Annotated in this window: 8 protein-coding genes and 2 pseudogenes; 9 read left to right on the forward strand and 1 reads right to left on the reverse strand. The window is 59.2% G+C overall.

All coding sequences use genetic code 11. The features are described from left to right. Positions 1–167: 167 nt before the first annotated feature. Positions 168–536 (forward strand): annotated as a pseudogene (locus EJ078_RS30265) (CapA family protein); the annotation flags it as partial. Between the two features lie 445 nt (positions 537–981). Continuing rightward, entirely contained in the window at positions 982–2034 is a 1053-nt protein-coding gene (locus EJ078_RS09450) for a C45 family peptidase (RefSeq protein WP_208721251.1), read from the forward strand. 100 nt (positions 2035–2134) lie between these two features. Here the strand turns inward: EJ078_RS09450 and EJ078_RS09455 are convergent. After that, positions 2135–2903, reverse strand: a pseudogene (locus EJ078_RS09455) (IS5 family transposase). A 2020-nt stretch (positions 2904–4923) separates the two neighbouring features. Here EJ078_RS09455 and EJ078_RS09460 point away from each other — a divergent pair. The 7 genes from EJ078_RS09460 (at position 4924) to EJ078_RS09490 (ending at position 13986) form a co-directional block, all read left to right on the forward strand. Further along, positions 4924–6591 carry an ABC transporter substrate-binding protein gene (locus EJ078_RS09460; RefSeq protein ID WP_208721253.1) on the forward strand — a complete coding sequence of 556 codons (1668 nt, stop codon included), beginning with the start codon at positions 4924–4926 and terminating at the stop codon, positions 6589–6591. Between the two features lie 27 nt (positions 6592–6618). Next, positions 6619–7593, forward strand: coding sequence for an ABC transporter permease (locus tag EJ078_RS09465; RefSeq protein ID WP_208721255.1), 975 nt, complete (start codon positions 6619–6621; stop codon positions 7591–7593). Between the two features lie 121 nt (positions 7594–7714). After that, positions 7715–8521, forward strand: coding sequence for an ABC transporter permease (locus EJ078_RS09470; protein ID WP_245459164.1), 807 nt, complete (start codon positions 7715–7717; stop codon positions 8519–8521). Continuing rightward, entirely contained in the window at positions 8518–9522 is a 1005-nt protein-coding gene (locus EJ078_RS09475; RefSeq protein WP_208721257.1) for an ABC transporter ATP-binding protein, read from the forward strand. Before EJ078_RS09470 ends, EJ078_RS09475 begins: the two co-directional genes overlap by 4 nt. After that, positions 9515–10516, forward strand: a complete 1002-nt coding sequence (locus tag EJ078_RS09480) for an ABC transporter ATP-binding protein (protein WP_208721259.1) — start codon at positions 9515–9517, stop codon at positions 10514–10516. Before EJ078_RS09475 ends, EJ078_RS09480 begins: the two co-directional genes overlap by 8 nt. 258 nt (positions 10517–10774) lie before the next feature. Further along, positions 10775–12205, forward strand: a complete 1431-nt coding sequence (locus tag EJ078_RS09485; protein WP_208721261.1) for an amidase — start codon at positions 10775–10777, stop codon at positions 12203–12205. A 452-nt stretch (positions 12206–12657) separates the two neighbouring features. Continuing rightward, positions 12658–13986 carry an FAD-binding oxidoreductase gene (locus EJ078_RS09490; RefSeq protein WP_208721263.1) on the forward strand — a complete coding sequence of 443 codons (1329 nt, stop codon included), beginning with the start codon at positions 12658–12660 and terminating at the stop codon, positions 13984–13986. Positions 13987–14312: the final 326 nt, after the last annotated feature.

Here is a 14312-nt window from a genome sequence, read left to right on the forward strand (position 1 = left end):
GCGGACCTGCTGGACTATCAGAGATCGCGAACGCCGTATTGGAATTCGATCGAGAAAGAAATCTTGTCCAGGGACGCATCCGTTTCCTTGCCCAAATCGAGACGCCCGCAGCACTGCAAAGGTTCGCGGCCATAGCCTCGGCTCATCCCAGGATGCTTGCAATGGCTGCTGACGTCACGTTTAGCAACCTGGAAATAACATCCTCGATATTAAATCGTTCTGTGGGAGTCCTCAGGCTGAATACGGCGGTGCATATCAATAAGCCTGCCGGAGGTCGCACCCGATTTGAGGGCGAGGGTTTCAACATCCTGGGTCGCGCAAACAACCATTCGCTTGACTGGCGTTGAATGCACGCGAGACGAGCCGAGTGCTCGATCAAAACGGGATCATCCATGCAGGGTGGGGTGAATCTCGCACAAGCCAACCGCACGCGGTCGCGTCTCGTTGCTTGTGCTTCAACATTCAAACCGATGGCCCGTGCGGGCGATCTCGTTGGTGAAGCACCAGGCAGACCAGGACTGAATGCCCTTCGTTTGGCGAACTTTACAACCAATGTATGGCAATGTTCGCTATCGTCGCCGGATTACCGGAACTGATGGAGAAGGATCGAAACCACATCTCCGGCCATGTCGATATGGCTTCGCCAGTCATGTCGAATGCCCCTTCCTCGATACTTTCCTTGCCGACTTCCACAAGGCCCATCCGCGCATCGCTTTTTCTACCACGGTTTCGGTCACGCAGACTTTGATAGAGGGCAAGCACTGGTCAGCCACGATTCCCGACTAGGAAATCCCAAGCCAAGTTCCTCCAGTGCTAACGCTGTTCGCAGCTGCGTGAGCGGTATCATTCTGGATTCGAGATGGTCTTGGGCGACATTCGATATTTGACCGCATGCGCCTATCGCGATGAATCGTAAAGGAGCGAGGCACGGTTCGGTCTGGCAAATTATCAACAGCGACTCACAGAAAGCAGAGGCCTTATATGTCCAGAAATCCCATCCGCCGCGTCCGCGCGAAGGGCGACGCCTTCTCGATCGGCTTCGTCATCGGTCAGGCCACCGCCTCCAGCTTCCGCGAGCGCGTCTTTCGCGAGGGCGTCTTCATCAACGAGCAAGATCAAGGCTTGAATGCCCGCTGGCGGGGATCGGACTATCTTAAGACGCTGGAATCCGCCTCGCGCACGGCCTATCCCGGCTACGTTCGCGAGATAGAGGGGATCGCCGCTGGGGCCGGGCAGGACTTTGAAACGGTCTTCCTCTGGCATTGCATGACTGAATTGATGCTTCCCGAGGGCGTCTGCCCGGCGACGAATAACATTGACCGCTGCACTTCGCTGCTGATTCCGGCGGAAGGCGACGAACCCGCGGTCATCGCGCATAATGAGGACGGCGGGGCGCAGTTTCTCGGTGCCTGCCTCTGGGTCGAAGCCGAACCGGACGAGGGCCCGGCTTGGAGCGGCTTTATGATTCCCGGCATCCTGCCGACATACTTTGGCGTGAACGAGGCCGGGATTGTCCAGGCTAACAACAACATCAGACCCAACGATCTTAAGCCTGGCGTGCCGCGGGAAATCATTAGCCGAGCGATCCTCAGTGCGAAAGGGCTGGACGAAGCGATCGAAATCCTGAAGCGCAAGGACCGCGCCAGCGGCTACCATCACAATCTCGGCGAGGCGAAGACGGGTCGGCTCGTCTCTGTAGAGGCGCCGGCCTCAGGCTGCGTCGTTCGGGAGGTCGCCTCGCCGCGAGCCCACGCCAACCACCTGCTGTTCGGGGAATTCGACGGCCTGGAGCAGACGATCTCCGTCTCTTCGCGCAATCGGCAGGAGGCGGCGGACCGGATGATCGCGGAAGGCGCGCTTGCGGAGGGCGCGGAGGCGGTGCTCTTCGACGAGACCACCCCGATTTATGCGAACGGCTCGGACCAGACCCTGGCCACGAGCGTCTTTGCGCTCTTCCCTGACCGCGTCGAATGGCGTGTGCACGCGGCGCCGGACGAGCGCGACACATTTAGCGGAACAATCCGCGTGGTCTAATGAGGCGCAGCGCCAGCTTCCGTCTGAAAGCGGCCCGCGGCGCGAACGTTTTGCGTCAGCATCACGAGGTTGCAACATTAGGACGTTGTCTTCGGCCTAGCTAGGGCGCAGACTCATAACTGCGTAGCCAGATGCGGACAGAAGCGAGTTTGATCGCGGCCATGAAGTTGAGCGGATCGCGGTCATATCGTGTAGCGATGCCTCTATACTGCTTGAGCTTGTTGAAGTAGCGCTCGATGAGGTTGCGCTGCCTATAGACCCAGGCGCTGACAGAGAAGCTGCCTGTTCTGTGCTTCTTCGGCGGAATGTTTGCCCAAACGTTTCGCTCTTTTGCCAGGGCGCGAATGGCGTTGCTATCGTAGGCGCGGTCCGCGAGCAGGATCGCATGTGGCTGGAGCGCATCGAGCATGGCGGCGGCAGATTTCCCGTCATCCGCTTGCCCAGCGGTCAGGTGGAGATCGATCGGCCGGCCTTCGGCATCCACGAGCGCGTGGATTTTGGTCGTAAGCCCGCCGCGGGAACGTCCCATGCAACCATCGTCACCACCCCCTTTTTTGCAGTGGCTGCGTGTTGGTGGACGCGGACACAGGAACTGTCGATCATGATGATGTCGCCATCGAAAGCCCGGGAAACCGCCGCAAGAAGCCGATCCCAGACCCCGGCTTGCGCCGTCGGACAAAGCGATTGTAGCAAGTCGTGCAAGGTCCATACCGTTCCGGCACGTCGGCCCAAGGCGATCCCGTGCGGAAGCGCCACAGAATACCATTCAGAACCTTACGGTCATCGACGCGCGCCACGCCCCGAACTTTGTTCGGCAGATTGGGTGCAATGATGCTCCATTCGAAGTCGCTCAGCTCATATCGCCGCATAAAGCCCCAAAAGGAGCCTTGAATCAGAACTCGCCTCAAAGCGATACCCAGTTTATGAGTTTGCGGCCTAGACTAGGGATCACTATTGAAAGAAGTAGATCGTTTTCCCGTGGCGTTCTCTGGGCGCCGTTGATGGGCTGCTTTGTGCTTTCTTCTCGTTCCAAATATGAGAGGATTGGGTGTGTAACAAACTCATGGAAATCGAAAAAGCGATTGGGGGAATTCGTGACGGGATGAGCGTCATGATCGGTCGTTTCGGTGTGCCGGGAACGCGTGCCTGTCCCGGGCGCTGCCAACCATCGACCGCCAGTGCGCCTCCGGCCTCGCGGCCAAACGGCACATGCCATGCCGGCGCGGTCCAGCAGCAGCCGGGCCGTATTGTGCGCGGGCGAATGGATCATTCTCCTCGCAGAATCAGCACATGAACAGGTACCGAGCGTGCCCCGGTCATCGAGGCATCTTACCCACTCTACTTGTGTCGATGGTGCGGACGGCCGAGCGGGTCGGCGAAACCTACGGCATCACCCGTGAACGTAAGGATCATTGCGCAGTCCATAGCCAGGAGCGCGCGCATTGCGCAGCGGCAGAGAAGGTTCGATGCGGAGTTCGGTCCGGTTGACGTTGCGCCCAAGCTTTATCCAGTTTGAGTTCGCTCCAGCTGTTCTTGTGGGCGATTTCTTGCTTAAAATCGCGATTGGTCGACGCGGCTAGCCGCCCGTCGAGGGGCTGTCCCGGCTGTCACCGATGCGGTGGACCGCGCGCCCTTCCGAACACGCAAAAAAACGGATGGATCTCGATTGGCATTTCACCAATCTCGTCGAGGCGCCCACGTGCGGTCCCCCCTGAGCAGTCATCGCGGGAACAGGATGCCTTTGAGTAAGAACTTGACGGTTCTGGTTGCGCTACCGGCTCGAGGGTCGTCGCGCCACTTCGGCGTCGGGGTCGAGTGTAGGGTGCCATCGAGCAAGTATACCGCCCCCTATCTTCAGCTCCTACGGCCAGCCTTGTTGGGTCGACGGCTGCGCATGTGACACCGCTCGAGCAGCCGGTACAAGTCGGCGAGTTTCCGGCCCCGCTCGAGATCTCCAGCCCCGTGGCGACGTGGCGTGGCAAGGGCTACTTAGCTGACGGACACAGTCGTGGGAAACGGCGCTAGGTCCCGATTTGCCCAGGTCGCAATCGACAACGTGTGCTGATTCCGAGTTCCAGAATGATCTCGGCCCCTGGTTCCGAGATGATACCGCCCCTGTTTCGGGCCTGTTTCGGCGCGGTGGTCAGGGTGTGCCGGCGCGTTCAGGTTCGCTTCTTTGGCTTTGTCCGGAGGAGGAACCAGATGCCGGCGGAGGGAGTGACCAAGCGACGTACCAGCGAGACTTTGCGATACCGATTTGAAGGGGGCCTTTGTCACAAGGGGATCTCGTACGGGTGGGTGCGGACCTCGTCTGTGCGCAAGACGCTGCGACGCGCCGAGGCTGCGAGCTCATCTGGCCGTTGGCGAGAAGATCTCCGACGCGGTTCTGGAAGCCGCGCCCCTCCCATCGCAGCGTCGCGCGCGCCGAGTCCCTATGTCCATCGCGAGCTCAAGCACAAGCACGTACGCTGCGGATACTTGGGACGATATATCGTGCGTCACTGGGACGGCTATCGCTACAGCAGCTTCGTCACCTCGGCAGGTGCCGCTCAAAACGGGCGGCGGTTCAATCTGGCAACGGCCTTTGCGGATACGGAATACAAGTTCGAGTGCGCGGGGCAGAGCCGCAAGCCGCCTACGACAAATCGGGACGCCCGGTCTTTGGAGGCGAGATGTCGAATGGCTGCGCTACTCGAACGGTCACCTCAGTTGGCCATCTCAAGGCGAGATAGTCACCATATTGATTCTGTTCTTGCCAAGTCCACCGACCTAGCACCTATGATTTCAAATTCAAAGAAGAGCAGGTCGTGTCAATTAGGGCAGGTCCTCATTGCCGACCAGTCAGGATGGGACGCGCAACAGCGGACTGTAACTTTGAGGGAGGGCACAATGGACGAGGGGTCGCTTAGTCGTCGCGCCATAATGAAGGCAATGGTGGCGGGATCTATTTCGCCGTGGGTTATGCGTTCAAGGGCGTTTGCCGGATCGTCGTGCGACGATCACGTGGTGCGCGTCGGCGGAATTGTCGCCCCTGACACGATGAATCCATTTGCCACCTGGAGCTCGTTCTGGCCGACGATATACACATATGACTTTCTGGTCGGCGTTGATGCCCAGCGCCATTCCGATCGGAGAGGATTTGCCAAGGAGTGGTCGGTTGCCGACGACAAGCTCACCTGGACCTTCAAAATGTGGCCCGGGATGAAGTGGTCTGATGGGCAGCCTGCGACGGCCAAGGATGCGGCGTTCACCTATAACTACCTGCTTGGCTCGATAGGAAAGCCCGAGGAACTTAATATCGGCCAGAACAGCACTAGCGGCCTGCAGCAAGTTGAAAGTGTCAGTGTGGTTGATGACGAGACCTTGCAAGTCGTGACCAAGGTTCCGACTCTCTCGCTGCTCGACCTGCCCATTCTGGTGGTCCCCGAGCACATCTGGAAGGACATCAGCTACGCCGATGCGCGCAGCACCTTCCGCAATGATCCACCGCTGGTGGGCACGGGGCCGATGATTATCCAGGAGTTTCAACAGGGCCAGTTTGTCCGCCTCTCGCCTAACCCGCACTTCCGCACTGGCAAACCGGCTACGAGCGGCATGGTTTTCAATTTCTTCAGTACGGCCGATCCTATCGCGCAGGGTCTCAAAAGCGGCAATCTCAACTTTGGCTTCGGCCTGACAGTTGCCCAGTGGGATGACCTCTCGAAAGACCCCGATATTGTGGTTACAGAATCGCGAACTGAGCAACGGAATTATTTGGCCTTCAACACCGCCTCCGGACAAGGCGCGGGCAATACTAAGGCCCTCCAGGACCCGGCGTTTCGGGATGCTATCGGCTATGCGATCGACCAGAAGACGCTCGTTGATCGCGCCTTCCGGGGGCATGCCGACCCTGGCGTGGGACTGGTCATGCCGTCGGCCACTGAATACTACTCGGATTTGAGCGACATCAGGCGCCACTACGATCTCGCCGAGGCGGGCCGCCGGCTCGATGCGGCCGGCTATCGCGATGCGGACGGTGACGGCGTCCGGGAAGACAAGGAAGGAAACAAGTTCCAGCTCGACTTGATAACGGGAACGAGTTCAGGTGCCCTCGAAATACCGATTGCGGCGGTACAACTAATCGCTGGCTGGTTGGGACAAATTGGTATCCCCGTATCAGTCACCCAGCTTGACTCAGGGGCACTCAATGCCCATACGGCGGCGCCGGCGAAGGGCGGCGGGGGCTGGGATCTGGTCGTTGGCGCCGGTTGGCTTTCACCCTCGCCCCACGATCTGCTCAGCATTGGCAGCAGCCAGGCGGACAGTCAGTATAACCCTGCGCTTTGGAAGAATGAAGAATTCGACGAGTTTTTGTCGGAGATCGACCGCACCGCCGACCTGAACAAGAGCAAAGAGCTGGTGGACCAGGCTGCGCGCCTGATTTACACCGACGCGCCGTACATCATGCTGTGTTACCCAAAGATGCTCCAAGCCTACCGTAAGGATTGCTTAGAGGGCTGGGGAGAGGACTTAACGCTGTGGAGTTACTCTCCATTCGATCGCTTGAAGCCGATTTGAGATGGTCTTGATAGAAAGCGAGGCCAGATGAGCAGGCGCATCGTGAGCATCCTCATCAGGGCCATCACAACCCTTTTGATGGTGGCGGTTCTGAACTTCGTCCTGTTCCGGGTCATTCCGGGTGATCCTGCATCACTTTTGCTCGGCGGAGCACGCACCAGCGTAACAGCCGAGCAGATGGAGGCGCAGCGTCAGAATTGGGGCCTCGACCGGCCTCTGTTTCCGGATCAGGTGCTCGACTACCTGTCGGCAACTTTCCAGGGCGATTTTGGCTACAGCTTCAAATTCAGGGGCAGGCATGTTGCTGACCTGATTTTGGAGCGGCTACCAGCCACCATTGCCCTGGTCGGTTTAGCCCAATTTGTCGCGATCCTATGCGGTGTCATGCTTGGGTTATATGCGGGTTGGCGCAGAGGAGGAGTCGGCGACAATGTCGCCACGGGAGCCTCTCTGGCACTCTATTCTACGCCGGCTTTCTGGCTCGGCATGATCCTGGTGGTGATCTTCAGTACGGCATTGGGCTGGCTTCCGGGCTATGGTGCGCATTCGCCCGGCGCAATTACGGGGTCGCTTGATTGGGTGCTCGACTACTTGCGGCATCTAGCGCTCCCGGTCACCGCGGTGGCCCTTGGACTAATCGGCCAATACGTCGTGGTCGCTCGTGCTGCGATGAGCGACGTCGTCACCGAGGATTACATGGTGACCGCAAGGGCCAAGGGACTGACCGGCCGACAGATGCTGATGCGTCATGCATTTCGCAATGCAATGCTGCCGGTCGTTACCTTGATTACCCTTAATCTCGGCTACGTGGTGGCAGGTGCTATCACCGTCGAAGCCGTATTCGCCTGGCCGGGGATCGGTGGCCTGACGGTAGAGGCTCTCAATGCTCGGGATTATCCTGTCCTTCAAGGCATATTCCTGCTGCTTGGCGCCTCGATTGTTCTCGCAAACCTCGTAGCCGATCTTGCCTACGGCGTGCTTGATCCGAGGGTACGACAGTGAGTGAAAGTCCAGGTCGGTATTCTGGGCGTAGCCGGGCGCGTGCTACCAAAATCTTTCTAGGCCGGTTTCTTGGCTATGGGGGACACAGCTTGGCCTCGTATGTCTGATATTATTTCTTGTTATGGCAGCGGTGCCCAATATCCTGGTGGGACCGCTTCAGACTGCGATCAATGCAACCGGTGATTTCCTCGCATCACCATCAAGCCAGCATTTGTTGGGGACGGATGAAGTCGGGCGGGACGTGCTCAATCTGGTCGTCCACGGTGCCCGGATCTCGCTCACGATCGCGCTGCTGGCGACTGTGATCAGCCTTATCGTCGGCACCACGGTCGGGATGATGGCTGGTTACTATAGTGGCAGGATTGACGTCTGGCTGATGCGCTTGACGGACTTCTTTTTTGTCATGCCGTCTTTCGTGCTGGCGCTGGTCATCACGCCCGTGGTTGTCGAGGTGATGGGGCGGGGGAGAGAAATCCTTGGCTTCCGTCCTTCTCTTTTCGTGATCCTTGTCGTTATCGGGATAACAAGCTGGGCGTTCGTCGCACGCATCGTTCGCAGTCAGACCCTGTCGCTTAAGGAGCGAACATTCATCGATCGTGCGCGGGTTGTGGGCAGCAGCAATTTCAGCATTATGGTGCGTCACATCCTACCCAATCTCGTACCGCAAATCGCAGCCAACGGTGCCCTGGTCGTCGCGGGCGCGATTTATGTCGAGACGTCGCTCTCGTTCCTCGGCCTTGGCGATCCATTGCAGCCCTCCTGGGGCACATTGCTTTCGCTTGCACAGCGCGCCGGTGCGGCCAGTTCAGGCGCCTGGTGGTATCTCGGTGCACCCGGCGTATGCGTACTCACGGTTTCGCTTAGCTTCGTCCTGATTGGCAATGCCCTCGACGACACGTTCAATCCACGGCGGCGCGTGATCCCATGATAGACTCTTCCCACCAGGCGTCGCTTCTGGAAGTCGACGGCCTCTCTGTCGACTATGGGCTCAAGGGCGTTTCATCGCGTGCGATCGACAGAGTAAGTTTCGCGCTCCGGGCCGGTGAGGCCGTTGGCCTCGTCGGAGAATCGGGCAGTGGCAAGACCACGACCGCCATGGCGATCGCGGGTCTGCTATCACCCCACGCGCGGGTCAGCAGCGGCGAGGTCCGTTATCGCGGTAACCGACTGCCGATCGATGACGATGCGGCGATGCGGCCACATCGCTGGAGTGAAACCTCCGTTGTCTTCCAGGGTGCAATGAGTGCGCTCAATCCCGTTCACCGCATCACTAAGCAAATCGCCGAGCCATGCATGCTGAAGCTCGGCATGTCGCGTGACGAGGCAACCGCGCGGGCAAGAGAACTGCTCGAGCTTGTCGGCATTCCGGCCGATCGCGGCGCTGCCTATCCCCACGAGTTGTCGGGCGGTATGCGCCAAAGGGTGATGATTGCCATGGCGCTGGCATGTCGCCCTTCGATCGTCATCGGAGACGAGCCGACTACGGCGCTCGACGTCATCACCCAGGCTCAGATCCTCAAACTGCTGGGTGACTTGCGATCGCGGCTTAATCTTGCCCTGATCTTGATCACCCACGATCTTTCTGTGGTGGCTGAGGCTTGTGATCGGGTGATGATCATGTATTCCGGCCGCATCGTCGAAGACGATACCGTCGCCGAGATATTCGCCAGACCTAAGCACCCCTACACCCGTCTGCTGATCGACTCGATCCCGAACCCGGCGAACGGCAAAAAGATGATCCGACCAATACCCGGTGATCCCCCTAACTTGGTGAATAGACCCTCAGGCTGCGCCTTCCATCCGCGTTGTCCGTCGGCGATGGCGATTTGCGCGACCGAAATCCCCAGTCTCGATAACTTCGGGCTGGGACGCGTCGCCTGTCACCTTCACCGACCCTCGCATGAAGACAAGGTTGCAGTCAATGCCTGACACCGCCGATATCCTGCGTCTTGAGACCCTGCAGGTCCATTTTCCTATCCGGGGCGGACTGTTCGACCGTGTCCTAGGCCGACCTGCTGGCGCGGTGCGAGCGGTGGACGGGGTCGACCTCAATATCGGACGGGGCGAGATCGTCGCCCTGGTCGGGGAATCGGGAAGTGGCAAGACGACGGTGGGCCGCGTCATCACCAAGCTTGCCCAGCCGACAGGCGGCAAGTTGCTGTTCGAGGGCGAGGATATGACCTCAGTGCGCGGCTCCTCGGCACTCCGTCCTTACCGGCATCGCGTGCAAATGATCTTCCAGGACGCCTATCAGGCACTCAACCCGCGACACACCGTGTTCGACATCGTGGCGGAGCCGTTGCGGTCACTTCGGCTGGTCGACAAAGGGAAACAGCTCACTGACCGTGTGAGCGAAGCGCTTGTGTCCGCCGGGCTCAATCCTCCCCACGATTTCTTCGCCCGCTTCCCGCACGAGCTATCTGGCGGGCAGCGGCAGCGCGTGGTGATCGCCGGAGCGCTTGCCGTGAAACCGGAGCTCATAGTCGCTGACGAACCTGTCTCGATGCTCGATGTCTCAATACGCGCACAGATTCTTCAGGTTCTGGTTGACTTGCGCGACAAGCACAATATGGCGCTGCTGTTCATCACGCACGACCTGCCTCTTGCCTGGTTGATCGCCGACCGGATTGCCGTCCTCTATCTTGGAAAATTGGTCGAGATCGGTAACGCCGATGAGATCACATTCAACCCCCGCCATCCCTATACTGTTGCCTTGCGGAACGCCACCCCGGAGATGGGGGGCAATGCAGGTCGCGCCGAGGTGCCGGCCCTACAGGGCGAGGTTCCAAGCGCCGCCCGTGTGCCGAAAGGCTGTCGGTTCCATCCGCGTTGCCCATTGGCCTTCGATCGTTGCCGGCAAGAAGAACCACCAGCTATCGAGGTCGGACCAAAGCATTTGGCCGCGTGCTGGCTCGCGAATTAGGCGCGTTCGATGCTTGTTATGCATGCCAATCGCGGTTGAGCGAAACTGAGAGAGTTGGGAGACCGGCAGACAAGGGGACAGATCGAAGTTGACATCGAGGCCGGGTACTCGGCGTACGGTGAACATTGCCTACGACATCCTTCTGGGCCTGCCGATGCGAGCACGGCAAGACCGCACCGTGATGCTATCGACGCAGCTCATCAACGGGTGGCTGCCGAAGGTACGAGGGTGAATCTCTGACGCCAAGAGGAATGATGCATGAAATTGCAGGAATATGCCGCCCACGACGCCACCGGGCTGGCGCAACTGGTAAACAGTCGCGAGATCAGCGCCATCGAACTTGTCCGATTGGCGCGTGAGGCTCACGACCGCATAAACCCAACCATCAACGCGGTGGTCGAGTTCTACGACGACGCGGAGTCCGTGCCGGGTTCAGACACGGGGCCATTTGCCGGCGTGCCGTTCCTGCGCAAGGACCTGGGGCCCACCGAGGCCGGCCGACTTCAGGAGTGCGGAAGTCGGCTCTTCGCCGGCTGCCGGCCGACTGTGGACAGCTACTTCATTCAGCGCGCGCGCGCGGCAGGGCTTCGTGTCTTGGGCCGCACCACCACGCCCGAACTGGGGATCGGGAGTAGCGAGTCCGTATTGTGTGGAATCACCCGCAACCCGTGGGATCTTGAGCGGACGTCGGGGGGCTCGACGGCGGGCTCCGCGGCCGCTGTCGCTGCCGGTATCGTGCCGATCGCCAGCGGCAGCGACGGCGGAGGCTCGATCCGCGTACCAGCATCGTTCTGTGGTCTCGTCGGCCTTAACCCCTCACGTGGCCGCATCTCCGGCGGCCCACACCAACAGGAAAGCGGCCTCGGTCGAAGCCGCAGCTTCGTTATGTGCCGCACCGTTCGCGACATGGCCGCCGCTCTGGATGTGTTCAGCGGCGCTCATCCGGGAGATCCGTTCGTTATTGCTCCGCCGGAGCGGTCGTATGTGCAGGAGCTTCAGCGTCCGACCGGTCGGTTGAGGATAGGTGTGGCAATGTCGTCGTGGGTGGAAGGCGAAATCAAGCCGAGCATCTTTGAGGCCGTGCTGCAGACCGCACAGCATCTTGAGGCCATGGGGCATCAAATCGAAGAGATGCGTGCACCCTACGACCCCGTGCTCTATCCAGAGGTCGCCGCCGCCATGTACCACATTGGGCTCTCGAATCTCGATGCGACCGCTCGTGAGCTCGGGCGCGAGGTTAACGCGCAGACTCTGGAGCCAGTCAATCTAAAGCTGTACCAGTTGAACAAGCAACGCCCGCTCACCTACGCTGGGGAAGTATTCCAGCGCGATCGCCAGTTTCGAGCCGATGTGGGTGAAGCTATCAAGAACTTCGACATTCTCGTGACTCCCACAATGCCCTGCCCAGCATTTCCCCACGGGACATTTTCGACTCTTGACGAGAACCTCACGGTCGAAGATTTTCTACATGGCGCCGACGTGGCAATGCACCAGTATATGCACATCTTCAACGTCACCGGTCACCCATCCGTCTCACTGCCGCTATTCCAAGGCGAGGACGGTCTGCCCATCGGCATTCAGATTGTGGGGCGCTTCGGTGACGAGGCAGCCCTTGTTCGTATCGCCCGCGACCTGGAGGAGACGATTCCCTGGACAGCGCGACGGCCGCCCGTGTTTGCTGGGTCCTGAATAGGAGTCTTCTTCAGGCCTCCTCGTGTCAAGTCAAGCCGTGTCGTTATGGCTAGGTCTCATCGCGCGGGCCTGAAACGCGCGGATAAGTTCGTCTGAGTTACCGAATCAGGTGCGTGAGACAGCGGTCCGAGTGATCATGACAGTTGCCGAAATAGACCAGCATCGTGCAGCTTAAGATCACAGCCGAGAACGGAAACAACCACATGGTGGGCACCATTAGCGTCGACAGTAGATCAGCTTGGCGTTGGCGGTCCCATTGGCGATTAAGCAATCACCCAATAGCCGAGACGTATCTGTCATGCCTTCGAGAAATTCATCGAAACAAAGACCACTGAACAGTACCGGCAGGGCCGCGCAACCAGCATAGGTCTGCGACGGTTTCAGTGAACTGGTCAAAATCATGAGTGCGATGGACGCGTTGGAAAATGCGTGTGGGAGAGTAATGTGCGATGGGCCTGTTAGTCGAACCCGTTCCAAGCGAAAACCGGCTACCTTCGAAAGTTGACGTAGTTGTTGTCGGCGGCGGCATCGTTGGCGCGAGTGTAGCGCTCTTTCTGGCGAGGCGTGGCGTTAAGGTGGCGTTATGTGAGAAAGGGAATATTGCAGGGGAGCAGTCCAGTCGCAACTGGGGCTGGGTAAGGCAGGGCCACCGTGACCTACGAGAACTCCCTCTGATGATCAAAAGTCTGCGTCTCTGGGAGCGCATGAATGAAGATCTCGATTCTGAGACGGGATTTCGCCGCGCCGGTATATTATTCGCGGCCGATAGCGATGAGAACGTTGCTCAAAATGAAGCATGGCTCGATAAGGCGCGCCAGCATCAAATTGACGCTCGCATGGTTTCTGGCTCAGAGCTTCAGAGGCTTGTACCCGGAGCGGACAAACGCTGGAAAGCCGGGCTTTTTTGCGCAACCGATGGGCGGGCCGAACCACTCTTTGCGACGAGCGCGGTCGCAATAGCTGCCCGCCGCAGTGGCGCTTCGGTGCTCACTAATTGTGCTGTGCGGGGACTGGAGCTGAGCGCCGGCAGGGTATCTGCCATCGTTACCGAACATGGCCGAATTTTCTGCTCAACTGTCGTCATAGCGGCGGGTGCGTGGTCTCGTCGCATTCTTAAGGATCTGAATATTACATTGCCTCAGTTGAAGGTTCGAGGGAGTGTGATGCGCACATCCCCAGTTGAGGGCGGCCCAGAGGCGGCGCTCTGGAGCACCGAGTTTGCGTTGCGCAAACGCATTGACGGCGGCTACAGCATTGCCAATGGATACGCCAACGTCGTCTCGATTGTCCCGGATAGTTTCAGATTCCTCGTCAACTTCTTGCCGGCATTGCGGTCGGATCTTAGAAGCTTGAGGTTGCGCGTCGATGATCGATTTATCAAGGAATGGTCGGAATCGCGCCCCATGCCGCTCGATGAGATTTCGCCATACGAGAGGACTCGCGTCCTCGATCCAGCGCCAGATAGCGCTTATCTCCGTATAGCATTCGATCGGTTGAAGAAGGCGTTTCCGGTCTTTGCTTCGGCCACGGTCGTTCAAGAATGGGCGGGGTTGATGGATGTGACCCCGGACGCAATCCCTGTCATTTCACCGGTTGAAACTATTCCGGGCCTCATTATCGCGACGGGGTTTTCCGGCCACGGTTTCGGAATAGCACCGGGCGCAGGGCGCTTGGTTGCGGATCTCGTTACGTGCACTCGACCGCTCGTAGATCCCACGGAATTTCGGTTTTCTCGGTTCACCGATGGGACGCGTTTAGGGCCGCCGTCTAGCCTTTGAAGGAAGGTGCTGCATTCGGCATGGTGCCCGCGTTTTCGTGAAACTCTCCGCCTTGTCACGTCGAACCCGGCGCCAAGGCCGATCAGGACGACGGCAAGCGGATCGTCGTTGGTCGCGAGTGCTTCCATGGAAGTCGTGTCAACACCCCAACCTACCCAAGAACATTGATTCCCCGATACGCTGACTTTCGCGCGCTCGTGGTGAAGATCCGAGCGATTTCCTACGCAGCGATTGGGCTTGCCCTGACGGCTGACGGAGATCGGCGGGGGCGGAGACCGGAGCGGCCATGGCGAGAAAAAACGCTGCCGCACGTGCATAGCGACGGC

This window comes from Mesorhizobium sp. M1A.F.Ca.IN.022.06.1.1 (assembly GCF_003952605.1).
GTDB lineage: Bacteria > Pseudomonadota > Alphaproteobacteria > Rhizobiales > Rhizobiaceae > Mesorhizobium.

Excerpts from the sequence above, each read along its gene's own strand:
- EJ078_RS09450 (WP_208721251.1), top strand. The coding sequence starts at position 982 with ATGTCCAGAAATCCCATCCGCCGCGTCCGCGCGAAGGGCGACGCCTTC.
- EJ078_RS09460 (WP_208721253.1), top strand. The coding sequence starts at position 4,924 with ATGGACGAGGGGTCGCTTAGTCGTCGCGCCATAATGAAGGCAATGGTG.
- EJ078_RS09465 (WP_208721255.1), top strand. The coding sequence starts at position 6,619 with ATGAGCAGGCGCATCGTGAGCATCCTCATCAGGGCCATCACAACCCTT.
- EJ078_RS09470 (WP_245459164.1), top strand. The coding sequence starts at position 7,715 with ATGGCAGCGGTGCCCAATATCCTGGTGGGACCGCTTCAGACTGCGATC.
- EJ078_RS09475 (WP_208721257.1), top strand. The coding sequence starts at position 8,518 with ATGATAGACTCTTCCCACCAGGCGTCGCTTCTGGAAGTCGACGGCCTC.
- EJ078_RS09480 (WP_208721259.1), top strand. The coding sequence starts at position 9,515 with ATGCCTGACACCGCCGATATCCTGCGTCTTGAGACCCTGCAGGTCCAT.
- EJ078_RS09485 (WP_208721261.1), top strand. The coding sequence starts at position 10,775 with ATGAAATTGCAGGAATATGCCGCCCACGACGCCACCGGGCTGGCGCAA.
- EJ078_RS09490 (WP_208721263.1), top strand. The coding sequence starts at position 12,658 with ATGGGCCTGTTAGTCGAACCCGTTCCAAGCGAAAACCGGCTACCTTCG.